General features: G+C 61.0%; 21 protein-coding genes and 1 pseudogene. 6 read left to right on the top strand and 16 right to left on the bottom strand.

Going from position 1 to position 22,064, the window contains the following annotated elements:
* Positions 1 to 144 precede the first annotated feature (144 nt).
* Positions 145 to 1,089: a halovibrin HvnA gene (locus AC07V9_RS15410; protein WP_495016531.1), complete on the bottom strand. Its 945-nt coding sequence runs from the start codon at positions 1,087 to 1,089 to the stop codon at positions 145 to 147.
* A gap of 476 nt (positions 1,090 to 1,565) precedes the next feature.
* Here AC07V9_RS15410 and AC07V9_RS15405 point away from each other — a divergent pair.
* Positions 1,566 to 2,711, top strand: a pseudogene (locus AC07V9_RS15405) (lytic murein transglycosylase); the annotation flags it as partial.
* Between the two features lie 257 nt (positions 2,712 to 2,968).
* Here the strand turns inward: AC07V9_RS15405 and lipA are convergent.
* The 12 genes from lipA to AC07V9_RS15345 all read right to left on the bottom strand — a co-directional run bounded on the left by lipA (position 2,969) and on the right by AC07V9_RS15345 (position 14,429).
* Complete coding sequence (lipA, locus tag AC07V9_RS15400) at positions 2,969 to 4,009, bottom strand: lipoyl synthase (RefSeq protein WP_495016530.1); 1,041 nt, start codon at positions 4,007 to 4,009, stop codon at positions 2,969 to 2,971.
* Between the two features lies 1 nt (position 4,010).
* A complete protein-coding gene (gene lipB / locus AC07V9_RS15395; protein ID WP_495016529.1) occupies positions 4,011 to 4,658 on the bottom strand; it encodes a lipoyl(octanoyl) transferase LipB in 648 nt (215 codons plus the stop codon).
* The gene (locus AC07V9_RS15390; protein ID WP_274136553.1) at positions 4,658 to 4,933 is read right to left on the bottom strand and encodes a DUF493 domain-containing protein; all 276 of its coding nucleotides are present in this window, start codon (positions 4,931 to 4,933) and stop codon (positions 4,658 to 4,660) included. The genes lipB and AC07V9_RS15390 overlap by 1 nt, the downstream gene beginning before the upstream one ends.
* A 98-nt stretch (positions 4,934 to 5,031) precedes the next feature.
* Positions 5,032 to 6,192 (bottom strand): D-alanyl-D-alanine carboxypeptidase family protein, encoded by a 1,161-nt coding sequence (locus AC07V9_RS15385; RefSeq protein WP_495016528.1) that lies wholly within the window; start codon positions 6,190 to 6,192, stop codon positions 5,032 to 5,034.
* Positions 6,193 to 6,414: 222 nt separating this feature from the next.
* Complete coding sequence (locus AC07V9_RS15380; protein WP_495016527.1) at positions 6,415 to 7,452, bottom strand: septal ring lytic transglycosylase RlpA family protein; 1,038 nt, start codon at positions 7,450 to 7,452, stop codon at positions 6,415 to 6,417.
* Positions 7,452 to 8,462 (bottom strand): lytic murein transglycosylase B, encoded by a 1,011-nt coding sequence (gene mltB, locus AC07V9_RS15375; protein ID WP_495016526.1) that lies wholly within the window; start codon positions 8,460 to 8,462, stop codon positions 7,452 to 7,454. The genes AC07V9_RS15380 and mltB overlap by 1 nt, the downstream gene beginning before the upstream one ends.
* A 17-nt stretch (positions 8,463 to 8,479) precedes the next feature.
* The gene (gene rodA, locus AC07V9_RS15370; RefSeq protein ID WP_495016609.1) at positions 8,480 to 9,583 is read right to left on the bottom strand and encodes a rod shape-determining protein RodA; all 1,104 of its coding nucleotides are present in this window, start codon (positions 9,581 to 9,583) and stop codon (positions 8,480 to 8,482) included.
* A gap of 31 nt (positions 9,584 to 9,614) precedes the next feature.
* Positions 9,615 to 11,516, bottom strand: a complete 1,902-nt coding sequence (gene mrdA / locus AC07V9_RS15365) for a penicillin-binding protein 2 (RefSeq protein ID WP_495016525.1) — start codon at positions 11,514 to 11,516, stop codon at positions 9,615 to 9,617.
* A gap of 31 nt (positions 11,517 to 11,547) precedes the next feature.
* Entirely contained in the window at positions 11,548 to 12,015 is a 468-nt protein-coding gene (gene rlmH, locus AC07V9_RS15360; RefSeq protein WP_400597531.1) for a 23S rRNA (pseudouridine(1915)-N(3))-methyltransferase RlmH, read from the bottom strand.
* 9 nt (positions 12,016 to 12,024) lie between these two features.
* Positions 12,025 to 12,417: a ribosome silencing factor gene (gene rsfS, locus AC07V9_RS15355; RefSeq protein ID WP_495016524.1), complete on the bottom strand. Its 393-nt coding sequence runs from the start codon at positions 12,415 to 12,417 to the stop codon at positions 12,025 to 12,027.
* A 16-nt stretch (positions 12,418 to 12,433) separates the two neighbouring features.
* Entirely contained in the window at positions 12,434 to 13,066 is a 633-nt protein-coding gene (nadD, locus tag AC07V9_RS15350; protein ID WP_495016608.1) for a nicotinate-nucleotide adenylyltransferase, read from the bottom strand.
* An 88-nt stretch (positions 13,067 to 13,154) separates the two neighbouring features.
* Positions 13,155 to 14,429: a glutamate-5-semialdehyde dehydrogenase gene (locus AC07V9_RS15345; RefSeq protein WP_495016523.1), complete on the bottom strand. Its 1,275-nt coding sequence runs from the start codon at positions 14,427 to 14,429 to the stop codon at positions 13,155 to 13,157.
* A 380-nt stretch (positions 14,430 to 14,809) separates the two neighbouring features.
* Between AC07V9_RS15345 and AC07V9_RS15340 the strand changes: the two genes are divergently transcribed.
* Together AC07V9_RS15340 and AC07V9_RS15335 are read left to right on the top strand one after the other, a co-directional pair.
* Positions 14,810 to 15,493, top strand: coding sequence for a DNA-3-methyladenine glycosylase (locus AC07V9_RS15340; protein WP_495016522.1), 684 nt, complete (start codon positions 14,810 to 14,812; stop codon positions 15,491 to 15,493).
* A gap of 3 nt (positions 15,494 to 15,496) precedes the next feature.
* Complete coding sequence (locus tag AC07V9_RS15335; protein WP_495016521.1) at positions 15,497 to 16,813, top strand: bifunctional DedA family/phosphatase PAP2 family protein; 1,317 nt, start codon at positions 15,497 to 15,499, stop codon at positions 16,811 to 16,813.
* Between the two features lie 162 nt (positions 16,814 to 16,975).
* Here the strand turns inward: AC07V9_RS15335 and AC07V9_RS15330 are convergent, their stop codons facing one another.
* From AC07V9_RS15330 to AC07V9_RS15320, 3 genes are read right to left on the bottom strand one after another with little or no spacing between them, the layout of a single operon-like run.
* Positions 16,976 to 17,566, bottom strand: a complete 591-nt coding sequence (locus tag AC07V9_RS15330) for an LON peptidase substrate-binding domain-containing protein (RefSeq protein WP_495016520.1) — start codon at positions 17,564 to 17,566, stop codon at positions 16,976 to 16,978.
* A 10-nt stretch (positions 17,567 to 17,576) separates the two neighbouring features.
* On the bottom strand, positions 17,577 to 18,287 hold the full coding sequence (locus AC07V9_RS15325; RefSeq protein ID WP_495016607.1) for an LrgB family protein: 711 nt from the start codon (positions 18,285 to 18,287) through the stop codon (positions 17,577 to 17,579).
* A 2-nt stretch (positions 18,288 to 18,289) separates the two neighbouring features.
* Positions 18,290 to 18,652: a CidA/LrgA family protein gene (locus tag AC07V9_RS15320; protein ID WP_495016519.1), complete on the bottom strand. Its 363-nt coding sequence runs from the start codon at positions 18,650 to 18,652 to the stop codon at positions 18,290 to 18,292.
* 315 nt (positions 18,653 to 18,967) lie between these two features.
* Between AC07V9_RS15320 and AC07V9_RS15315 the strand changes: the two genes are divergently transcribed.
* From AC07V9_RS15315 to AC07V9_RS15305, 3 genes are all read left to right on the top strand, one after another.
* Positions 18,968 to 19,423 carry a MaoC family dehydratase gene (locus AC07V9_RS15315; protein ID WP_495016518.1) on the top strand — a complete coding sequence of 152 codons (456 nt, stop codon included), beginning with the start codon at positions 18,968 to 18,970 and terminating at the stop codon, positions 19,421 to 19,423.
* Between the two features lie 140 nt (positions 19,424 to 19,563).
* On the top strand, positions 19,564 to 21,258 hold the full coding sequence (locus AC07V9_RS15310) for a C13 family peptidase (RefSeq protein ID WP_495016517.1): 1,695 nt from the start codon (positions 19,564 to 19,566) through the stop codon (positions 21,256 to 21,258).
* A gap of 112 nt (positions 21,259 to 21,370) precedes the next feature.
* The gene (locus tag AC07V9_RS15305; protein ID WP_495016516.1) at positions 21,371 to 22,012 is read left to right on the top strand and encodes an oxidoreductase; all 642 of its coding nucleotides are present in this window, start codon (positions 21,371 to 21,373) and stop codon (positions 22,010 to 22,012) included.
* The last annotated feature ends 52 nt before the right edge of the window (positions 22,013 to 22,064 follow it).

Here is a 22,064-nt window from a genome sequence, read left to right as displayed (position 1 = left end):
GCACAACTGTCAGAAATGACAGTGCCCTAGGCTTTTTTGCGATAGGTGCAGGTGTTAATAGAGCGATGGCAAACTTTGGCTAACGCCGCGCAGCCTTCCAGTCGCGAAACTGGGAGGCTTCTTGCGGTAGGGCTGCTTGTTATTCTACGGCGCTGAACTAAACGAGATCGCTTGATCAGCAGGCAGGTATGCAAAGGTGGCAGTGCCGTTGGCGGTTGTCGCCAGCTTTATGGAGATGATGGGCAGATCCACCCCTGTCCATAGATAAAAGCGCTTCTGGTCATGCTGCGCGCCAGCCCGGCCCTTATCGTTGATGTAAAAGAATGCCTCGATCGGCAGCCGGTCCGGAATATCCTGCGCCCAGACCGCGATCTTCAGATCAGAGGGGACTGTGTTCCCGGCCCCCGTTACCATTTGCCCGCCACGCAGCCCCTGATAAAAATTACGACCTGCTCTGGCGTTTTCCGAATCTCGAACATTAAAGCCGCAGCGCCAGGCATAACTGGTCGGTTTCTTCCTGAAATGCTCGGCATATTGCTCACCGGTCAGAATCTCCTGGAGGTCGCAGGGCCGACTGCTCTGCGGGTAGCTGGGATGGGGCCCGCAGCCTGACTCACTGCGCGCGTCGGAAGTGCCGTCCACGGGGAAGAAACACAGCACCATCATCTTTTGCTTTTCCTTTAGCGCTTCCGTTTCCAGAACGGGCTTGAATATGAACCCGTTACTTAGCTTATGGGCGAACCGCAGCAGATTGAAATCGGCTCTCAGGTAGGAAAATGACACGGCCCCGACGCGAACCGCAGTGGGGCTGGGATCCCAGGATTCGTATTGAACAGAGGGCTCGGTGGCCCGCAGCAAAATGCCAGAGCACAGAAATGCAGGCCTGGACTCGCTGCCGCAGTTGTCCCGAGTATCTTGGTATCGCTTGGTAATTGCCTCAGCGACATCGGCACCCGGGCGAAACTGAAACGAGGGTTGACTGACCGGATTCGACGGCGCAGCGACCGAGCCCGCGACGCCTGAAAGCGTCACTGACGACGTCCACACCAGCCCCAACACTACCCGCCAGATGACCGGAAACCTTTTCATGTCAAACCTCCTTGCATTGAGCGTTGCAGCCAAGCAGGACGACCCGAGGTTGCGATCGATAGCGGCCCGCTGTAGCCCTCACGCGCTCAGCCGTGTCCATGAGCTGATCATGTGCGCATCCGGATGAACGGTACAACCGTCGGAATTGACAGTGCCCGAGACCTTTTCGCAATAGAATTCGCGCGTTTGATCGCGGCGGAGTCATCTTCGGTAACCTCTCCTACAGCCTCCCCGCCCCGTGGCATGTTAAGGTCTGCACCTTACGGTTTATCCCTGTGGACCCCAGAATGCCCTTTAGCTTTCCCCGTCGTTGGCATGTCCGCCAGCTGATCGCCGCTTCCAGCCTTCTCGTGCTGGTCGCCTGCGCGGAGCAACCTACCGCTGCCGTCGCCACCCCGCTTCAAGCCGCCCCTCTGAATGTCGTCAAAGCCGCGTCTGCTGCTTCCTCGGCGGTCGCGCAACCGGATGACAGCAATTTCGAGATTCAGCCTGCGATGAGCTTTGCCGAGTGGCAGTCGATGTTCCGCGCCCAGGCACTGGCCGCCGGCATTCGTCCAGATGTGTTCGACCGTGCTTTCGCAGGCGTGACGCCCGACATGAGCGTGGTCAAGGCCGACCGCAGTCAGCCTGAATTCACGCGGCCAGTCTGGGAATACCTCGACGGCGCAATATCGCCAGTTCGCGTGCGCAAGGGCCAGGCGCTGCTGGCGCAGTATTCGGACGTGCTCGACGCCATCGAACAACGCTACGGCGTCGACCGTCAGGCACTGATCGCGGTGTGGGGCATGGAAAGCAGCTTCGGGCAGTTCCAGGGCACGCAGCTGGTGATTCGCTCCCTGGCGACCCTGGCCTATGAAGGCCGCCGCCCGCAATTTGCGCAGGACCAGTTGATCGCCGCCTTGCAGATCATCCAGCACGGCGACATCGACGCCCAGAGCATGCTCGGTTCGTGGGCAGGCGCGATGGGGCAGACGCAGTTCATTCCTACGACCTACAACACCCATGCCGTGGACTTCGACGGCGACGGCCGACGGGACATCTGGAATTCTCCGGCCGACGCCCTGGCCTCGACCGCGCACTATCTGCAGAGCTCTGGCTGGCAGAAGGGCCAGCCATGGGGCTTTGAAGTGCTGCTCAATCAGGGCTTCGATTACGCTTTGGCCGACGCTTCGACCCGCAAGACGATTGCCGAATGGCAGCAACTGGGCCTGAAGCTGCCCAACGGCGCCGCCCTGCCTGCCAACCTGCTGCAACAGCAGGCCGCGCTCTTGCTGCCAGCGGGTTACAAAGGCCCGGCGTTTCTGGTGATGGACAACTTCCGCGCGATTCTGAAATACAACAACTCGTCGTCCTATGCGCTGGGCGTCGGGCTGCTGTCCGAGCGTTTCAACGGCGGCGGGTACGTCATTGGCCAATGGCCACGCGGCGACCGCCCCCTGAGCCGCACAGAACGTATCGAGCTGCAAACCCTGCTCTCGGCCCGTCAGTACGACGCAGGGGCCCCGGACGGCATCATCGGCGCCAATACTCGCAAGGCCATCCGCAGCGCCCAGCAGTCGTTTGGCTGGCCCGCCGATGGGTATCCGACGCAAGAACTGCTGAATAACCTGCGCCGGCCATAGACCCTACGCCACAGCTTCTGCCCGGAGGGCGTAGAAGCTGGCTTGCCTGCGATCTGGCGCATAGCGGCAGCAAACCCGCCAGACACGGTGTACCAGACACAACGGAGATGAATGATTTTGCTGCCGGTGCCCGGCAGATCGCAGGCAAGCCAGCTCCTGCGCCTTCGGCAGCATCAAAAGCAGATCGCAAACAATAGAAAAGGGCCGGATATCGCTATCCGGCCCTTTTTTTGTGTTGCGAGCAATGTCGCGGGTAATCAGCCCGCAGTCAGCAACGACTTGGTCAGCTTGGCCTGCTCATCGGCGTGGTATGACGAACGCACCAGCGGGCCCGATGCGACGTTCTTGAAGCCCATCTTGTAACCTTCCTCGGCGAACCAGGCGAAGGTGTCAGGGTGCACGAAGCGCTGAACCGGCAAGTGGTTGCGGGACGGCTGCAGGTACTGGCCCAGGGTCAGCATGTCGATGTTGTGCTCGCGCATGCGCTGCATCACTTCGATCACTTCTTCGTCGGTTTCGCCCAGACCCAGCATCAGACCGGACTTCGTCGGTACGTGGGGGACCATTTCCTTGAAGCGTTGCAACAGGGTCAGCGACCACTGGTAGTCAGAACCCGGACGTGCAGCCTTGTACAGGCGTGGCACGGTTTCCAGATTGTGGTTGAACACGTCTGGCGGGGTCGCGGCAGTGATTTCCAGCGCGATGTCCATGCGGCCACGGTAATCGGGAACCAGGGTTTCCAGCTGCACGTTCGGCGACAGGGCGCGGATTTCGCGAATGCAGTCGGCAAAGTGCTGGGCGCCACCGTCACGCAGGTCGTCGCGGTCCACCGAGGTGATCACTACATACTTGAGTTTCAGGTCAGCGATGGCGACGGCCAGGTTCTTCGGCTCGTCCACATCCAGCGCTTTCGGACGGCCATGACCGACGTCGCAGAACGGGCAACGACGGGTGCAGATATCGCCCATGATCATGAACGTCGCGGTGCCGCCAGAGAAGCATTCGCCCAGGTTCGGGCACGAGGCTTCTTCGCAAACGCTGTGCAACTTGTGTTTGCGCAGCAGGGCCTTGATGCGGTCGACCTCGGGGGAAACCGGGATGCGGACACGAATCCAGTCCGGTTTCTTCGGCAGTTCAACCGTTGGAATGATCTTCACCGGGATGCGCGCAACTTTTTCCGCGCCGCGAAGCTTCACGCCGGCTTCTACTTTCGGACGCGCGGTACGCTCAGGCGTTACCACGTTCACTGTCGGGATCAGGGTTTGCACGGCATCAGCCGTCTCATGCGCAGTAGTCATATCAATCGATTCCGCCCGTTAGGGTCGTCTGCTCAGCGTAGTCGAGGTGTTTGACGAGCTGCGCACGCAGCCGGGCACTTACCTCGGCAAATTCAATCGGGCCTGCCTGTTCGCGCAGCTGGGTCATTGCCAGCCCCGCATACCCGCAGGGGTTAATCCGTTTAAACGGGTCCAGATCCATGTCGACGTTCAGCGCCAGGCCATGAAACGAACAGCCGTTACGGATACGAAGACCCAGTGAGGCGATCTTCGCCCCGTCGACATAGACCCCCGGCGCTTCAGGCTTTGCGGCTGCGGTGACGCCATAACTGGCCAGCAGCTCGATGAGGCTGTGCTCGATCCGGGTCACCAGTTCGCGCACGCCAAAGCCCAGGCGACGCACATCCAGCAGCAGGTACGCCACCAGTTGGCCGGGGCCATGATAAGTCACTTGGCCACCGCGATCGACCTGTACCACCGGAATATCACCCGGAAGAAGCAGATGCTCGGGCTTTCCGGACTGCCCCTGGGTGAAGACCGCAGGGTGCTGGACCAGCCACACTTCATCGGGCGTATCGCGGTGGCGACCGTCCGTGAAGCGTTGCATGGCCTGCCACGCAGGCTCGTAGTCGATCAGTCCGAGATCGCGAAAGCCCAGACGCTCGCCCATCACAGCACCATGTGCACGAAACCTGTGGCCCGCAGCTCGCTGTTGATGTTGTAGAGCTGATCCTGGTCAGTGGCAAGGATGTGCAGCTGCACGGTGGTGTACTTGCCGTTGCTGCTCTGGCGTTCATCCACGCGTTCGTCGTTGATCTTGGCGTGTTTGCCAACGATCTCGATGGCTTTGTCTTTGTTGCCCGCGCCGGTATCGCAGATGATCTTGATTGGATAATCGGCGCACGGAAATTCGATTTTCGGGGCTTTAACTTCGGTATCTGTCATGGCAGTAACGGCCTCGTAAGCCGGAAAACGGACAGGCCCCTGCCGCGATCAGCGACAGGGGCGTACGGAACAGCAGTCAATAAGCGATCAATCAATGATCAGTTGAACAGACTGTAGAAGAACATGCGGATGCTGTCCCACAGCCGGCGGAAGATACCACCTTCATCAACGCCATCCATCGCAATGAGATTAGCGGTGCGCACGACCTTGTCTTCCAGCTTCACTTCAACCTGACCGATCACGTCGCCCTTGGCGATAGGCGCAACCAGTTTCGGGTTGATGCTCATGCTGGCGGTGAGCTTTTTCATCTCGCCTTTAGGCATGGTCATGGACAGGTCGTCAGCCAGACCGGCTTTGACCTGACGCTCGGTGCCTTTCCAGACCGGCGCCTGAGCAAGTTCAGTGCCCTTCTGGTAGAAGGTCTGGGTTTCGAAGAAACGGAAACCATAGGTCAGCAGCTTCTGGGTTTCAGCCGCGCGAGCCTGTTCGCTGTTGGTGCCGAAGACCACGGCGATCAGACGCATGCCGTCACGAACGGCCGAGGAGACCATGCAGTAGCCGGCTTCTTCGGTGTGACCGGTTTTCAGACCGTCAACAGTCTTGTCACGCCACAGCAGCAGGTTGCGGTTCGGCTGTTTGATGCCGTTCCAGAAGAACTCTTTTTGCGAGTAGATGGCGTAGTGAGCCGGGTCTTCATGGATGATCGCGCGAGCCAGGAGCGCCATGTCGTGGGCAGTGGCGTAATGATCAGGGTTCGGCAGGCCGGTCGGGTTCATGAAGTGGCTGTTGACCATGCCCAGGTCGCCAGCGGTCTTGTTCATCATGTCGGCAAAGGCGTCTTCGCTACCGGCGATGTGCTCGGACAGCGCCACACTGGCGTCGTTGCCCGATTGAATGATGATGCCGTGCAGCAGGTCGCTGACGGTCACCTGGCTGCCCACCTTGATGAACATCCGCGAGCCACCGGTGCGCCAGGCGTTTTCGCTGACGGTCACAGGGTCGTTCTCGCCGATCTGGCCGCGACGGATTTCCAGAGTCGCGATGTACGCAGTCATCAGCTTGGTCAAACTGGCCGGGGGCAGCTTCTGGTCGCCGTTGTTTTCGACCAGCACGTTACCGCTGTTGGCATCCATCAGCACATACGCCTTGGCTGCCAGTTGCGGCGCCGATGGCGTCATCTGCTCTGCCGCAAACACGGCAGGCGCGGTGAAAAGCGGGATTAAAAGGCAAAGGCGTTTTGCAAAGGTGGTGATGTTCATCCGTCTCTCGAAAATGCTAATGGGCAAACATGCCCTCGCGGGCAAAGCGGTAGTGCCAGGCTTCCCTGGCGAACGGGGCGACATTCTACAGGCGGCTGCGTAGATGGTCCCGTGAAAAGCTGTTGACATCGCATGCTCTGGCGGCAAGTTGGCTGCCTGGCAGCTTTGATTCGCCCTCGTGGCCGAGGTTCGAATCATGGATCTGTCATGCCGGACACAAGGTTACTGGTCCGATGTCACCACGCTTGGCGAGCCCAGATTGGCCGACCTTACGCTGTTCTGCAGTTGCTGGGCTTCACCCGGCGTGCCGACCGGCCCCATTCGCACGCGATAGAGCGTCTGTTGATTGCGCGCTATCGAGCTCACGAAAACCGGGGCTCGAACCATCCCGCTCAGTTTCGACCTCAAGAGTTCCGCAGCGTCCGGGTTGGCGAAGGCTCCCACCTGGAGAAACAGCCCAGACGCTTGTCCGGAAGCGTTTTTTTTTGCGTCGATCGGCACAGGCGATACAGGCGCGGCGTGCTGTTGCGGCGGCGGGGTCCATTGCTCGATGGTGCCGGCCGAAGCCGTGATGACAGGCGCGGCCGGTTGAGGCTTCGGCGCAGGACCGCTGATCGCCACCTGCGGCTGGTCGAGCATCAGCGGCGCAGGCTTGCCACGCTGCGCCCAGTACTGCGCCGGATCGATGCCTTCGACCTTCACCCGCGCGGTACCGATTTCGGCGTAGCCGAGCTTTTTGGCGGCGGCGTAAGACAAATCGATGATGCGATCGGAATAGAACGGCCCGCGGTCGTTGACCCGCAGAATCACCGTACGGTTGTTGTCCAGGTTGGTCACGCGCACGTAGCTGGGCAGCGGCAGGGTCTTGTGCGCCGCGCTCATGCCATAGAGGTCATAGACTTCGCCGTTGGCGGTGTTCTGACCGTGGAACTTGGTGCCATACCAAGACGCCGTACCGGTCTGGCTGTAACTCGCCGAGTCGGTCAGCGGGAAATACGTCTTGCCGAGCACGGTATACGGGTTGGCTTTATAAGGGCCGGTGTGCAAGGTCGGCACGGCATCGGGGATGCGCGACACGTCGACGTCCCACCAAGGGGCGCCATCCTTGTGTGCCCGATTGATGTCCAGTCCCGGCTGCGAGCGGATGATGTTGCCCTGCTGCGTCGGTCGACTGCTGTTAGTGGAGCAACTGGCGACGAGCAATGTCAGCGCCGTGAAGGCCATCAGCTTCAATGGTTGTTTGATCGGCAATGACCGCATTACTTGACGCCCCGAGCTTGAACAAGCAGTTCAGACAGCTGATGCACGGCCATGGCGTACATCACGCTGCGGTTGTAACGCGTGATTGCGTAAAAATTCTTCAAACCCATCCAGTACTCAGGGCCATTGTCGCCTTCCAGGCGAAAAGCCGTGACCGGCAAATCATCGCGCAGCGCATCATGACTTGCCCAGCCCAAGGCTCGCAACTCCCCGATGGTCTTCACCGGCTCGATTCCCGGGCTCAAACCCTCATCGACACGGTCGCCGCGCACGCTCGCCCGACTGACCACAGGCTCTCCCGCAACCCAGCCGTGACGCTTGAAATAACTGGCAACGCTACCAATCGCATCATCCGGATCGGTCCAGATGTTGATGTGGCCGTCGCCGTCGAAATCCACCGCGTAATTGCGAAAGCTGCTCGGCATGAATTGCGGCAAGCCCATCGCCCCGGCGTACGAGCCCTTGAGCGTCAGCGGATCGACCTGCTCTTCGCGGGACAGCAACAAGAACTCGCGCAGCTCCTTGCGGAAAAATTCGGCGCGAGGAGGATAATCGAAACTCAACGTCGATAATGCGTCGATTACCCGGTAATTCCCTGTATTACGACCAAAAAATGTTTCCACACCGATGATCGAGACGATCACCTGAGCAGGTACCCCATACTCTTGCTCTGCGCGCGCCAGGGCTACTTCATGCTGCCGCCAGAAATCCACACCCCGTGCGACACGCGCATCGGTCAGGAACATCGGACGGTAATCCTTCCACGGTTTCACCCGTTCGGCGGGCCGGGAAATCGCGTCGAGAATCGACTGTTTGCGCTCGACGTTGCGAAAAACTTCGATCAGTTGCTCGCCCGCGAACCCGTAATCACGGGTCATGTCGCTGACGAACTGAGCGACCTGTGGCGAACCCTCATAGTCACCGGCAAGCGACTCCTGCACTGAACCGAGGATGCCCATCAGACCGACCAGCGGCGCATATCGAGCAGCCCAGCCACGCACTACTTGCATTGAGAAATTCACCTTATTCAAACCTGAGCGATCCACTTGCGGTGCGTATGGATCGACATCAAAACCCCAAACGCTGACAGCAGTGTCACCAGCGAAGTTCCGCCGTAGCTAATGAAGGGCAATGGCACCCCCACGACCGGCAGCAGACCGCTGACCATACCGATGTTGACGAAAACATAAACAAAAAACGTCATGGTCAGACTGCCCGCCAGCAACTTGCCGTAGAGCGTCTGCGCCTGCGCGGTAATGACCAGCCCGCGGCCGATCAGCGCCAGATAAATCAGTAGCAGCGCGCAGATGCCCACCAGCCCGAACTCTTCGCCCAGCACCGCGATGATGAAGTCGGTGTGGCTTTCCGGCAGAAAATCCAGGTGCGACTGGGTGCCCAGCAGCCAGCCCTTGCCAAACACGCCGCCCGAACCGATGGCCGCCTTGGACTGAATGATGTTCCAGCCGGTGCCCAGCGGGTCGCTCTCGGGGTCGAGGAACGTCAGGATCCGCTGCTTCTGGTAGTCGTGCATGAAGAAGAACCACATCGCCACCGCCACCGGCACCGCTGCGGCGATCACGCCGATGATCCAGCGCCAGCGCAGGCCGGCCATGAATAACACAAAGGTGCCGGAGGCCAGAATCAGCAGCGAAGTGCCAAGGTCCGGCTGGCGCACGATCAGAATGAACGGCAGCCCGATCAACGCCAGACTCACCGCGACGTGCTTCAAATGCGGCGGCAAGGTGCGCTTGGACAGGTACCAGGCGATCGTCGCCGGCATGATGATCTTCATGAATTCCGAGGGCTGGAAACGAATCACCCCCGGGATGTTGATCCAGCGCGTCGCCCCCATGGCGTTGTGGCCCATGACGTCCACCGCCACCAGCAACAGCACGCCAAAGACATAGGCCACCGGCACCCAGCGCGCCATGAAACGCGGCTCCAGCTGGGCGATGACGAACATCGAGACCAGACCGATACCGAACGAGGTGGCCTGTTTGATCAACAGGTCCCAGCTCTTGCCGCTGGCGGAATAAAGGACGAACAGGCTGCCTGCTGCGAGGGTCAGCAGCAGGATCAGCAAGGGGCCGTCGACGTGGATTTTCTGCAGGAACGTGGCGCGACGGCGCATCACATCTTCGCTGGAGAGGATGCGGTCGAAATTACTCTTCACGGGCCGCGGTCTCCGGAGGCAGTGTGTTGGCGGCGTATTCAGGTTTAAGACGGCCATCCGGGCCAAGCAACCAGGCATCCATGACTTGCCGGACGACCGGCGCGGCGACGCCGGACCCCGACTCGCCGTTTTCGATCATCACCGCTACGACGATTTTCGGGTTATCGGCCGGCGCGAAGCCCACGAACAAGGCGTGGTCGCGATGGCGCTCCTGGACTTTCGAGCGGTCGTACTTCTCGCCTTGGCGAATGGCCACGACCTGCGCCGTACCACTCTTGCCTGCAATGCGGTATTGCGAGCCGATGGACGCCTTGCGCGCCGTACCCCGGGCGCCGTGCATCACCTGCTGCATACCGTGGTTGACCTTCGCCCAGTCGGACGGGTCGCGCAGGACGATGTCGGGCATCGGGTTTTCATCCACCGGCTTGTGACCCTCGATGGTCCTGGCCAGGTGCGGACGGTTCCACTTGCCCTTGTTCGCCACCAGCGCCGTGGCCTGAGCCAGCTGCAAAGGCGTGGCCTGCATGTAGCCCTGACCGATCCCGAGAATCAGCGTCTCGCCCGGGAACCAGGCCTGACGACGGGTGATGCGCTTCCAGTCACGGGACGGCATCAGGCCGGGCGACTCCTCGAACATGTCCAGCGAGACCTTCTGCCCGATGCCGAACTTGTTCAGGTAGGCCGACAGCCGATCGATGCCGACCTTGTGCGCCAGGTCGTAAAAATAGGTGTCGTTGGAGCGCATGATCGCCGTGTCGAGATCCACCCAGCCGTCACCGGTGCGGTTCCAGTTACGGTATTTGTGATCGTAGTTGGGCAGCATGTAGTAGCCGGGGTCGAACACCCGAGTGCTCGCCGTCACCACGCCCGTGTCCAGGCCCGCGATGGCCACGGCGGGCTTGATGGTCGAGCCCGGCGGGTACAGGCCACGCAGGATGCGGTTGAACAGCGGTCGGTCGACCGAATCACGCAGTTCGGAATAGGCCTTGAAGCTGATCCCGGTGACGAAAAGGTTCGGATCGAAGCTCGGCTGACTGACCATCGCCAGCACTTCGCCCGTGCTCGGGTCCAGCGCCACGACAGCGCCACGACGTCCGGCCAGCGCAGCCTCGGCGGCTTCCTGCAGCTGGATGTCGAGACTCAGGACGATGTCCTTGCCCGGCACCGGGTCGGTGCGCTTGAGCACGCGCAACACGCGACCGCGGGCGTTGGTCTCGACCTCTTCGTAGCCGACCTGACCATGCAGTTCAGGCTCGTAAAAGCGCTCGATGCCTGTTTTGCCCATGTGGTGGGTGCCGCTGTAATTCACAGGGTCCAGCGACTTGAGCTCTTTCTCGTTGATCCGGCCCATGTAGCCAACCGAATGGGCGAAATGCGCGCCCTGCGGGTAGTGCCGGATCAGTTGCGCGACCACTTCAACGCCTGGAAGGCGGAACTGGTTCACGGCGATGCGGGCGATCTGCTCTTCGGTCAGCTCGAACAGGATCGGCACCGGCTCAAACGGGCGACGTCCCTGCTTCATGCGCTTTTCGAAGATGATCCGGTCGTCCGGCGTCAGCTCCAGCACTTCGATGATGGTGTCGAGCACCTTGGCCCATTCGCCGCCCGAACGCTCGCGGGTCATGCTCAGGTTGAAGCTGGGCCGGTTGTCGGCGATCACCACGCCATTGCGGTCAAAAATCAGTCCGCGACTCGGCGGGATCGGCTGCACATGCACCCGGTTGTTTTCCGAGAGGGTCGAGTGGTAGTCGTACTGGATGACTTGCAGGAAATACAGCCGCGCCACCAGCACACAGATCAGCACGATCACGATGCCAGCGCCGACCACGACACGGTTACGCACCAGGCGTGCGTCCTTTTCGTGATCTTTCAGGCGAATCGGCTGAGACATTTAGGGCGTGTTCACAGTGAAGGCAGCGGCGCTACTTGTGATAAGGGTGACCGGACAGCACTGTCCAGGCACGATAAATCTGCTCGCCAATGAGGATGCGCACCAACGGGTGCGGCAACGTCAATGGCGACAACGACCAGCGCTGCTCGGCACGGGCACAGACCTCAGGCGCCAGCCCTTCGGGGCCGCCCACCATCAGGTTGACCGTGCGCGAGTCCAAACGCCAGCGATCGAGCTCCACCGCCAGTTGCTCGGTGCTCCACGGCTTGCCATGCACCTCAAGGGTGACGATCCGCTCACCTGGCTGCACCTTTGCCAGCATAGCCTCACCTTCCTGACGGATCAGGCGAGCCACGTCGGCATTCTTGCCACGGGTATTGAGCGGAATTTCCACCAGTTCAAGGGCAAGTTCCGATGGCAGACGCTTGGCATATTCGTGCCAACCCTCCTCCACCCACTTGGGCATGCGCGAACCAACAGCAATCAGACGCAGACGCACGATGAGCCCTTATTCGTTGCCCGGCGTGTGGTGCGCGCCGCTGGCGGCACGGCTCTGCTCGGCACCTTGCCACAGGCGCTCCAGGTCGTAGAACTGGCGCGAAGCGGCGGTCATCATGTGAACGATCACGTCGCCCAGGTCCAGCAGAACCCAGTCGCTTTCGCCTTTACCTTCTTCGCCCAAGGGCTGTGCGCCGCGGGCTTTGACGTTCTCGCGGACCTTGTCGAGCATGGCGTTGATCTGGCGGTTCGAGGTACCGGTGGCGATGACCATGTAGTCGGTCAGGCTGTGCTTGTCCTTGACGTCGATGACCAGGATGTCCTGAGCCTTGACGTCTTCCAGAGCGGCCTTGGCCAGTTCAACCAGCTCTTCGCCGGAAAGGGTGATTTTTTGCTGTGTCATAAAAAACTCATTCAGTTCAATTGGGCGCACGGTACAGCCCGTGCGCCTCGATGTAGGCCAGTACCGCGTCTGGCACCAGAAAACGTACCGACTTACCGCTGGCCAGCAGTTGGCGGATCTGGGTGGCAGACACCGAAAGCGGCGTCTGCCAGACGAATGTAATGTGTCCGCCAGGCCCTTTGAGGGCTTTCGGATCACTGACTGCGCGCGCCGCCAGCAGGTTACGCATGGCGTCCGGCGACTCGCTGTCGGCGTCCGGGCGTTGCAGCACCACGATATGGCAGTGCTCCAGCAACTCTTCCCATCGATGCCAGGTCGGCAGCCCGCAAAAGGCATCCCATCCCAGCAACAGAAACAGCTGGTCATCGGCGGCGAGTTCCGCGCGCATCGATTCCAGCGTGTCGATGGTGTAAGACGGCTTGTCCCGAGACAATTCGCGGTCGTCCACCGTCAATGGCGATACGCCTTGCACAGCGCAGCGGACCATCGCCAGACGGTCCTGCGCCGACACACTGGGCGTGTCGCGATGAGGCGGCCTGGCGCTGGGCGTCAGGCGCAACTCATCGAGTTCAAGCAGCGCGGCGACTTCCAGCGCGCCGCGCAAATGGCCGATATGGACCGGATCGAACGTCCCGCCGAGCATGCCGATGCGTCTGGGTGAGGCAGTGCCTGTGCTCTCGACAGGTGCAGCCTCAGCATTCGCAGCGTTGCCTGCGTGCTGGCGAAGGTCGGCCAAGTCAGGCAGGCCCCTGCCCGCGCAATTGGCGACCGTCGCCCATGACGATGTACTTCTCGCAGGTCAGGCCCTCAAGCCCCACAGGACCACGGGCGTGAATCTTGTCGGTGGAAATGCCGATTTCAGCACCCAGACCATATTCGAAACCGTCGGCAAAGCAGGTAGGCGCGTTGATCATTACCGAGCTGGAGTCGACTTCAGCCATGAAACGGCGGGTCTGAGCCTGGGAATCGGAGATGATCGCATCGCTATGGTGCGAGCCGTAATGGTTGATGTGCTCGATGGCCTGATCCAGACCGGTCACGATACGGATCGACAGGATCGGCGCCAGGTATTCGGTGTGCCAGTCGTCTTCGGTGGCCGGGATCGCCTCGATCAGCTCACGGGTGCGCTCGCAACCGCGCAGCTCGACACCTTTTTCGCGGAACTGGGCGGCCATTTGCGGCAGGAAATCCGCTGCGATGGCCTGGTCGACCAGCAGTGTTTCCATCGCACCGCAGATGCCGTAGCGATAGGTCTTGGCGTTGAATGCAATGCGCTGTGCGGCGGCCAGATCAGCGTGGGCACTGACGTAAACGTGGCAAATGCCGTCAAGGTGCTTGATCACCGGCACCTTGGCCTCACGGCTGACGCGTTCGATCAGACCCTTGCCGCCACGGGGAACGATGACGTCCACGTACTCGGGCATGGTGATCAGGGCACCGACGGCGGCGCGGTCGGTGGTCTCGACAACCTGAACGACTGCAGCGGGCAGACCGGCTTCGTCCAGCCCGCGCTGAATGCAGGCGGCAATGGCGCGATTTGAGTGAATGGCCTCGGAGCCGCCACGCAGAATGGTGGCGTTGCCGGACTTCAGGCACAGGCTGGCGGCGTCGATGGTCACGTTCGGACGCGACTCATAGATGATGCCGACCACGCCCAGCGGAACGCGCATCTTGCCGACCTGGATGCCGGACGGCTGGAAATTCATGTCACGGAGAGTGCCGATGGGGTCCGGCAGACTGGCGACCTGACGCAAACCGGCGATCATGCTGTCGATGCGAGCCGGGGTCAGGGCCAGACGTTCAAGCAGAGCAGCTTCCAGACCATTGGCGCGACCAGCGGCCAGATCCTGTTCATTGGCGGCAGTCAGCTCGTCGCGGGCAGCGTCCAGCGCGGCGGCGGTGGCGGCCAGGGCGCGGTTTTTCTGCGCGGTGCTGGCGCGGCCGATCACGCGCGAAGCTTCGCGGGCGGCGCGACCCAGACGGGTCATGTAGTCAAGAACGGACTCAGTCATGGTCTCAGAGGTCTTGGCAAAGAGGAAAGCGGCCGATTATAGCTGTCGGGCGTGACGAACGACAGCGGCGAGGGGCGGATGGTCGATATAAGCCGGATTTGTTTTAGCAGGCACGCTGATGACGGGACGTCAGTGGGCACGATCAATACCTGTGCACATTTATTTGTAGGAGCGCGCTTGCCCGCGAATGCGATCTGTCTGAACCCCTGAAGCCGTCTGTCAAAACGCTATCGCGGGCAAGCGCGCTCCTACAGTCGATCGAATGCGAAGCACTGTGGGAGTGCCCGAATTGATAACGAAGTGATCGGCATCCCGCCATTCAGCTCCAATTAAGTCCGGGATTGCTATTATCGCCATCCAGTCCATCACGTTGCCCGCCCATGCCCGAACCTTTCCAGCGCGCCCTGCCCGACAGCTTCTTCAACCGAGACGCCCAGACCCTCGCCCGCGACCTGCTGGGCAAAGTGGTGCGTCACAAGGTCGGCGAGTTGTGGCTCTCGGCGCGCATCATAGAGACAGAAGCGTATTACCTCGAGGAAAAAGGCAGCCACGCCTCCCTCGGTTACACAGAAAAACGTAAGGCTTTGTTTCTGGATGGCGGCCACATCTATATGTATTACGCGCGCGGCGGTGACTCCCTGAATTTCAGCGCCGAAGGGCCGGGCAATGCCGTGCTGATCAAATCGGCCTATCCATGGGTCGACGCCTTCTCCGACAAGAACAGCCTGGCGCAGATGCAACTGAACAACCCCGACGCCAGCGGCAACGTGCGCCCGCCGGAGCGGTTGTGTGCGGGGCAGACGCTGCTGTGCAAGGCCCTGGGCCTGAAAGTGCCAATGTGGGACGGCAAGCGTTTCGATCATGAGCAGATTTTTGTCGAAGACGTCCGCCAGAAACCCGCGCAGATCATCCAGACCACTCGCCTGGGCATCCCCTCAGGACGCGACGAGCAACTAATGTATCGCTTCGTCGACGCCACCTACGCCCGGTTCTGCACGCGGAACCCGATACGACGCGGGCAAGTCGAAGGCCGCGATTACTTCATTCTCGAGCAAGGAAACTGAACCATGGGCGCATGGCTCGGCAGCATTACCTCCTGGCTGAGCGCCAACCCGTCCTGGCTGGGCGCAGCGGTCTTCCTGGTGTCATTCCTTGAATGCATGGCGATCGCCGGGATCATTGTCCCAGGCACAGTCGCACTGTTCGCGATCGCAGCGCTGGCGGGCAGTGGAATCCTGCCGCTGAGCGAGGCCTTGCTGTTGGGTTTCCTCGGGGGGCTGCTGGGCGATCTGATTTCCTACTTCCTGGGACGACGTTTCCATCAGAACATTCGGCGTTTGCCGGGGCTGCGCCATCACCCGGAATGGATCGCCGGGGCCGAAACGTATTTCCAGCGCTACGGCATTGCCAGCCTGTTGGTCGGCCGCTTTATCGGCCCGCTGCGCCCGATGCTGCCGATGGTGGCCGGCATGTTCGACATGCCGTTCGTGCGGTTTTTCGTGGTCAGCGTGGTAGCCGCGGCGGGCTGGTCAATGGCCTACATCATGCCGGGGTGGGCGACCGGGGCGGCGATTCGGCTGCCGCTGCCCGAAGGCTTCTGGCCCGAGGCGGCAGTGGTCGGAGCGGGTCTGGCGATCTTGCTGGGCTTAGCCATTCAGAGCAGCGTGCGGGCCAAGCCTTACGCCACCAAACTGATCGCGCTGGCCAGCCTGATCATGCTCGCGGGCATTTTCCTCGGCTGGCCGTACCTGGCACAACTTGACCAGGGCGTGATGACCCTGGTGCAGGAACATCGCAGCGCCACCGCCCAGAATTTCGTCGTGTTGGTCACGGGCCTGGGCGACTTCCAGACACAATTTTGTGCGGCGGCCATGCTGTTGATCGTTCTGGTCGTTACCCGCCAATGGCGCCATGCAATCTTCGCCTGCGCGACCACGCTGGGCGCGGCGATTCTGAACCAGACGATGAAGCACACCTTCGCCCGCGCGCGCCCAGAAGTCCTGGCCGAACCGCTCACGACCTACAGCATGCCCAGCGGTCACGCCTCTGCCTCGTTCGCATTGTTCATGACGCTGGCAGTGCTGGCCGGCCGCGGACAACCCGTAAGGCTGCGTCTGACCTGGCTGTTGTTGGGCGCGATTCCGGCGGCGTCGATCTGTGTGTCGCGGGTGTATCTGGGGGTTCACTGGCCGACCGACGTACTGGCCGGGATGCTGCTGGCGTTCTTCACCTGCGCGGCGAGCCTGGCGTTCGTACAAAACAAGCAATCGCTGCCTGCCCTGCCGCTGCGAGTGTGGTGGTTGCTGTTACCGGCGATCGTTCTGGTACTGGGCGGGTTTGCCGCGCATTCGCTGACCCATGGGTTGATCCGGTACGAGTATTGAGCAAGGCCTTTCCACACAACTGTCTACGGGAGCCCCACCCTGTGGGAGCGAATTCATTCTGGGCGGCATCCCGACGAGACGGCATTTCAGGCGATACATCTGTGTCGGATATACAAACGCCTCGCGAATGAACTCGCTCCCACAGTTGATTCCATGGTGGACCTACGCCTGCATATCCCCCTGCATCTCATCGAGCAGGTCCTGAATGGCGTCAAGCCGCTCCTCGGCGTCGTCGATTTCCAGCAGTTCGATCTTGTCCTCTTCGGCAAACGGCAGCAGGTACGCCAACTGATTGGACAGTGACTGCTGCCCGCTGGCAGTGAGCCCCATGTTCAACGCGGCGACCATCGGGTGCTCCGCCAATGCCGCCAGCAGCGCCACCAGATCGTCGTCCTCCTCCTGCAACGGCTGCTCTTGGGGGTCTTCCAGCCACTCCACTTCGGCGATCAGCAGGTTGTCGCGCAGGGCCTGAGCGTCGGTCACGCGAAAACGCCGTTTACCCACGACACGAATCCCCAACAGGCCGTTGTCCTGCTGTTGAAAGTCGGTGACGATGGCTTCGCAGCCGATCTGCGAGAAACCTTCGGGAACATCGCCCACTTCGCTGCCTTCGGTGATGCACACAACGCCAAAGCCTTCGCCCTGCTTCATGCAGCGGCCAATCATGTCCAGATAGCGCGCCTCGAATATCTGAAGATCGAGCACGCAGCCGGGGAACAGCACAGCGTTCAGCGGAAACAAAGGCAACGACATAAACCCATCCTCAAGCAACCAGAGACACCGCCAGCGGCAGGAACAAGGCCGTGGCGACACCCATCAAACTCATGGCCAGCGCCGCAAAGGCGCCGCACTCTTCACCTTCCTGCAAGGCGGCCGATGTACCCACCGCGTGCGCCGTCAGCCCTAAGGCCATGCCTCGTGCTTCCGGGCTTTGCACACCGGCCAGGGTCAACAGACCGGGGCCGAATATGCCGCCAATGACGCCGGTGATCAACACGAACACCGCCGCCAGTGCTGCCACGCCTCCGATCTGCTCGGCGACCAGCATCGCAATCGGCGAGGTGACGGATTTCGGCGCCATGGTCATCAGGATCATGTGATCGGCGCCGAGCACCCAGCCCAGGCCCACACACAACGCCGTCGCCACGACCCCGCCAATCACCAGCGTAGTCAACACCGGCCAGAACAACTGCCGGATTCGCCGCAGATTCAGATAAAGCGGCACCGCCAGCGCCACCGTCGCCGGGCCCAGCAGAATGCTGAGAATTTCGGTGCTCTTGCGGTATTCGGCGTAATCCAGCCCGCAGATGACCAGCACGCCAATCACTACCAACATTGACACCAGCACGGGCTGGAGGAACACCCAGCGGGTTTTCTCGTACCCCGCCAGCACCATCTGGTAGGCGCCCAGGGTGATCGCGATGCCGAACAGCGGGTGATGAATCACCGACAGCCACGCGCCGTGCCAGTCCAGACTCATGACGGCTCCCGGCGACTGGCCTGCCGATCGATGAGTTTTTGCATCAACCAGCCCGCAAACGTGAGCGAGATCATCAACGACAACACCAGCGACCCTACAATGGCCCAGAAATCGTCAGCGATCTGCCCGGCATAGACCATCACGCCCACCGCAGGCGGCACCAGCAACAGCGGCAGATAACGCAGCAGGCTGCTGGCGGCCAGGCTGACGGGCTCGCTGACTTCGCCGCGGACCATCAGGTAAATCATCAACAGCACCAGGCCAATGATCGGCCCCGGCAATATCGACAGGAATAAATGATTCAGCGCCGTCCCCACCAACTGGAACAGCACCAGCCACGTCAGGCCTCTTAGCAACATAAACAACTCCAGCAAATTCGCGGCGACATTATAAGCACGCAGGCCGTCGGGCTATGGATCGGTATTCGCAAGCCTTGGGGTTCTTGACCAGCCTTGCGGGCCATGCTGATCTTTAGTCGGATTTCATCAGTCCTCTAGGAGCGCGCTTGCCCGCCATAGCGGTCTGTCAATAAAGAATTGCCCTGACGCACAGCAGTCGCGGGCAAGCGCGCTCCTACAGGGGGAAGCAGTGATACCTAACGATAGCGTGAAGCAATAAAAGCGCCGATCGCCGCGCGAGTCTGAAAAAACACCCCATGCACAAGGAGAGTATCGATGCCCTATGTACCTGTTGCAGCGCTCAAGCGTTATGAAGGCAAGGAACTGGGAAGTTCCGACTGGTTACTGATCGACCAGGCGCGTATCAACCTGTTTGCCGAAGCCACCGGCGATTTTCAGTTCATTCACGTCGATCCGGTCAAGGCCGCGCAAACGCCCTTTGGCTCGACCATCGCCCACGGTTTTCTCTCGCTGTCGTTGATCCCCAAGCTCATGGAGTCGCTGCTGGTGATGCCCGAAGGCCTGAAAATGGTCGTCAACTACGGCCTGGATAGCGTGCGCTTCATTCAGCCGGTGAAAGTCGATTCGCGCGTTCGTCTAAAAGTTACGCTCACCGAAGTCATCGAGAAAAAGCCCGGTCAGTGGCTGCTCAAAGCGGTTGCAACGCTTGAAATCGAGGGTCAGGACAAACCTGCCTTCATCGCTGAACCACTTTCCCTCGCCTTCGTGTAACCCCCCTAAAACATGAAACAGTCGTAACAGACTGTTTCATGACGCTTCCCGGCTACGGCATACTCGCTGCGGCTGTGTGAGCGACTCGATACAAGTACGCGAATCTGAGCACGCCGAAACACTCATTTTCGGGATTTACCATGCGCGCGCTTGCCCCTCTGGCCCTTACCCTTCTGATTACCGCTTGTGGTGATGGCGAGTCGCTGTTGCCGCCAGATGCACGCCTGCCCGATGGCGGCCGTTACCGTGGCGACGTGGTCAACGGTGTCCTGCAAGGCAAGGGACGCATCGATTATCCCAATGGAAGCTGGTACGCCGGGGATTTCAGCAAGGGTCAGTGGAACGGCCAGGGCGAGTGGCATGCCAGCAATGGCGACGTCTATAAAGGCAGCTTCCAGGATGGCCTGTTCCACGGCCAGGGCTCGCTGACCACCGCCGCCGGGACCTATGTCGGCGGCTACAAACTGGGCCGGCGCGACGGCGAAGGCACGCTCAAAGAGCACGGCATGAGCTACCGCGGCGAGTTCAAGGCCGACCTCTACGATGGCCTCGGTCATCTACAACTCGAAGACGGCAGCGAGTATCAGGGCCAGTTCGCCCACGGCAAACCCAACGGTGAAGGCCAGCGCAGCGACGCGGCGGGCAATCAGTTCAGCGGCAAGTTCGTCGACGGCCAGCTGCAGGGCGTCGGTAACTTCAACAGCGCCGATGGCGACCAGTACGTCGGCGGCTTTCATGACAATCAGTTGAACGGTCGCGGTCGTTACGAAAACGCCGATGGTGATGTCTGGTCCGGCCAGTTCAAGGACGGCGCCTTCACCGGCAAGGGCGAGTTGATCGGCTCGGACGGCACCAGTTATCAAGGCCAGTTCCGCAACTGGCGCTTTGCCGGTGAAGGCCGCCTGAGATTGCCGGACGGCAGCACCTACGTCGGCCGCTTCGACAACGACAACTATCAAGGCATGGGCGTGTTGACCTCGGCTGACGGCAGCGTGCAGAGCGGCACCTGGTCAAACGGCCAACGCGTGCGCGACGCCATGGGCAAATTGTTGCCAGACCCGCTGGAAGTCGGCCTGCTTGCCCAAGGCCCGCTGCTGGAGAAGGCACTCGCGGCCGTGCCGGCGTCCACCCCTACCACCGAGCTGTACACCCTGGTGGTAGGTGGCGACGGCAAGCAAAGCGTCTTTTTGCGCGAGGCCGATTACGTCAACAAGCTGCTGGCGACGCGTTTCGGCGCGCTGGGGCAGATCACCCTGGTCAACCACCGCGATCACATGACCGACCGCCCGCTGGCCACCCGCGAGAACATCAGCCGCGCCGTGCAAACCCTCGCTCAGCGCAGCGGCCCGGAAGACCTGATCTTCATCTACCTCACCAGCCACGGCACCCACGAGCACGAACTGGTGCTCGATCAGTCACGTCTTGAGCTGTCCGACCTGCCTGCCAACGAGATGGCCGGGGTGCTGGCGCCGCTGAAGAATCGCGACAAGATCGTGGTGATTTCCGCCTGTTATTCCGGCGGTTTCATCCCGGCGATCAAAGACGAAAAAACCATGATCATCACCGCTTCGCGAGAAGACCGGGTGTCCTTCGGCTGCTCCGAAGAGGCGGACTTCACCTATTTCGGCGAGGCCCTCTTCGGCAAGGCGCTGGTGGAGACCGACGATTTGCAACAGGCCTTCGAGAGCGCCAAGACCATCGTTGCCCAGCGGGAAATCGAGGAAAACTTCGAGGCCTCCGAACCGCAGATCTGGGCGCCCAAAGGCGTGATTGCCCACTGGCAGAAGCTGCGCAAAAGCCAGGCCGAGCGCGCGCTGAATACCGTCAAACGCTAACGGCGTCATGCCTCAAATGAAGAATTTCAGAGTTTTGTGAAACCAGCCTGCTCGCCGGACAGTCTGTTGCGTTAGAGCGCCTATGCTTGTGTCGTATCAAGGGAGAAAGACCATGTACTTGACGCCGCAACACATCCTGCTTGCCGGAGCCACGGGTTTGACGGGTGAGCATCTGCTCGATCGCCTGCTCAACGAACCCACCGTCAGCCGTGTATTGGCCCCCAGCCGCCGTCCGCTGGCCGAACACCCTCATCTGGAAAATCCGGTGGGCGATTTCACCTCGCTGCTCGCCCAACTCGGCGGTCGCGTGGACATCGCCTTTTGCTGTCTGGGCAGCACGATCAAACAGGCTGGCTCTGAGGACGCCTTTCGCGCCGTCGACATGGACATGGTCGTGGCCTTCGGCAAACGCGCTCGCGAGCTGGGTGCACGGCATCTGTTGGTGCTCAGCGCAGTCAACGCTGACCCGGAATCGAGCATCTTCTACAGCCGCGTCAAAGGCGAAATGGAAGCCGCGCTCAAGGACCAGAACTGGCCCCAATTGACGATTGCCCGCCCTTCATTGTTGATTGGCGAGCGTCAGGATCAGCGCCTGGTCGAACAACTGGCCGCGCCCATCGCCAAACTGATCCCTGGCAAATACGGCGGCATCGAGGCCTGCCAGCTGGCACGGGCGCTGTGGCGTCTGGCGCTGGAAGAGCAGGATGGGGTGCGGGTGGTGGAGTCGGATGAGTTGCGACGGCTGGGGAAATAACAACGTACGGTTAGCACACTACCTGTGGGAGCGAATTCATTCGCGAGGGGCC

Source organism: Pseudomonas sp. GW821-FHT02A11, assembly GCF_059421985.1.
This window is presented reverse-complemented; position numbering and strand designations above follow the sequence as displayed.

Bases quoted from the DNA above. Each gene is read 5' to 3' on its own strand.
- AC07V9_RS15390 (WP_274136553.1), bottom strand. From the start codon at position 4,933: ATGACAGATACCGAAGTTAAAGCCCCGAAAATCGAATTTCCGTGCGCC.
- mrdA (WP_495016525.1), bottom strand. From the start codon at position 11,516: ATGTCTCAGCCGATTCGCCTGAAAGATCACGAAAAGGACGCACGCCTG.
- AC07V9_RS15330 (WP_495016520.1), bottom strand. From the start codon at position 17,566: ATGTCGTTGCCTTTGTTTCCGCTGAACGCTGTGCTGTTCCCCGGCTGC.
- mltB (WP_495016526.1), bottom strand. From the start codon at position 8,462: ATGCAAGTAGTGCGTGGCTGGGCTGCTCGATATGCGCCGCTGGTCGGT.
- AC07V9_RS15310 (WP_495016517.1), top strand. From the start codon at position 19,564: ATGCGCGCGCTTGCCCCTCTGGCCCTTACCCTTCTGATTACCGCTTGT.
- AC07V9_RS15320 (WP_495016519.1), bottom strand. From the start codon at position 18,652: ATGTTGCTAAGAGGCCTGACGTGGCTGGTGCTGTTCCAGTTGGTGGGG.
- AC07V9_RS15380 (WP_495016527.1), bottom strand. From the start codon at position 7,452: ATGCGGTCATTGCCGATCAAACAACCATTGAAGCTGATGGCCTTCACG.
- lipA (WP_495016530.1), bottom strand. From the start codon at position 4,009: ATGACTACTGCGCATGAGACGGCTGATGCCGTGCAAACCCTGATCCCG.
- lipB (WP_495016529.1), bottom strand. From the start codon at position 4,658: ATGGGCGAGCGTCTGGGCTTTCGCGATCTCGGACTGATCGACTACGAG.
- rodA (WP_495016609.1), bottom strand. From the start codon at position 9,583: ATGCGCCGTCGCGCCACGTTCCTGCAGAAAATCCACGTCGACGGCCCC.
- AC07V9_RS15305 (WP_495016516.1), top strand. From the start codon at position 21,371: ATGTACTTGACGCCGCAACACATCCTGCTTGCCGGAGCCACGGGTTTG.
- AC07V9_RS15385 (WP_495016528.1), bottom strand. From the start codon at position 6,192: ATGAACATCACCACCTTTGCAAAACGCCTTTGCCTTTTAATCCCGCTT.
- AC07V9_RS15410 (WP_495016531.1), bottom strand. From the start codon at position 1,089: ATGAAAAGGTTTCCGGTCATCTGGCGGGTAGTGTTGGGGCTGGTGTGG.
- rsfS (WP_495016524.1), bottom strand. From the start codon at position 12,417: ATGACACAGCAAAAAATCACCCTTTCCGGCGAAGAGCTGGTTGAACTG.
- AC07V9_RS15335 (WP_495016521.1), top strand. From the start codon at position 15,497: ATGGGCGCATGGCTCGGCAGCATTACCTCCTGGCTGAGCGCCAACCCG.
- AC07V9_RS15340 (WP_495016522.1), top strand. From the start codon at position 14,810: ATGCCCGAACCTTTCCAGCGCGCCCTGCCCGACAGCTTCTTCAACCGA.
- AC07V9_RS15315 (WP_495016518.1), top strand. From the start codon at position 18,968: ATGCCCTATGTACCTGTTGCAGCGCTCAAGCGTTATGAAGGCAAGGAA.
- AC07V9_RS15345 (WP_495016523.1), bottom strand. From the start codon at position 14,429: ATGACTGAGTCCGTTCTTGACTACATGACCCGTCTGGGTCGCGCCGCC.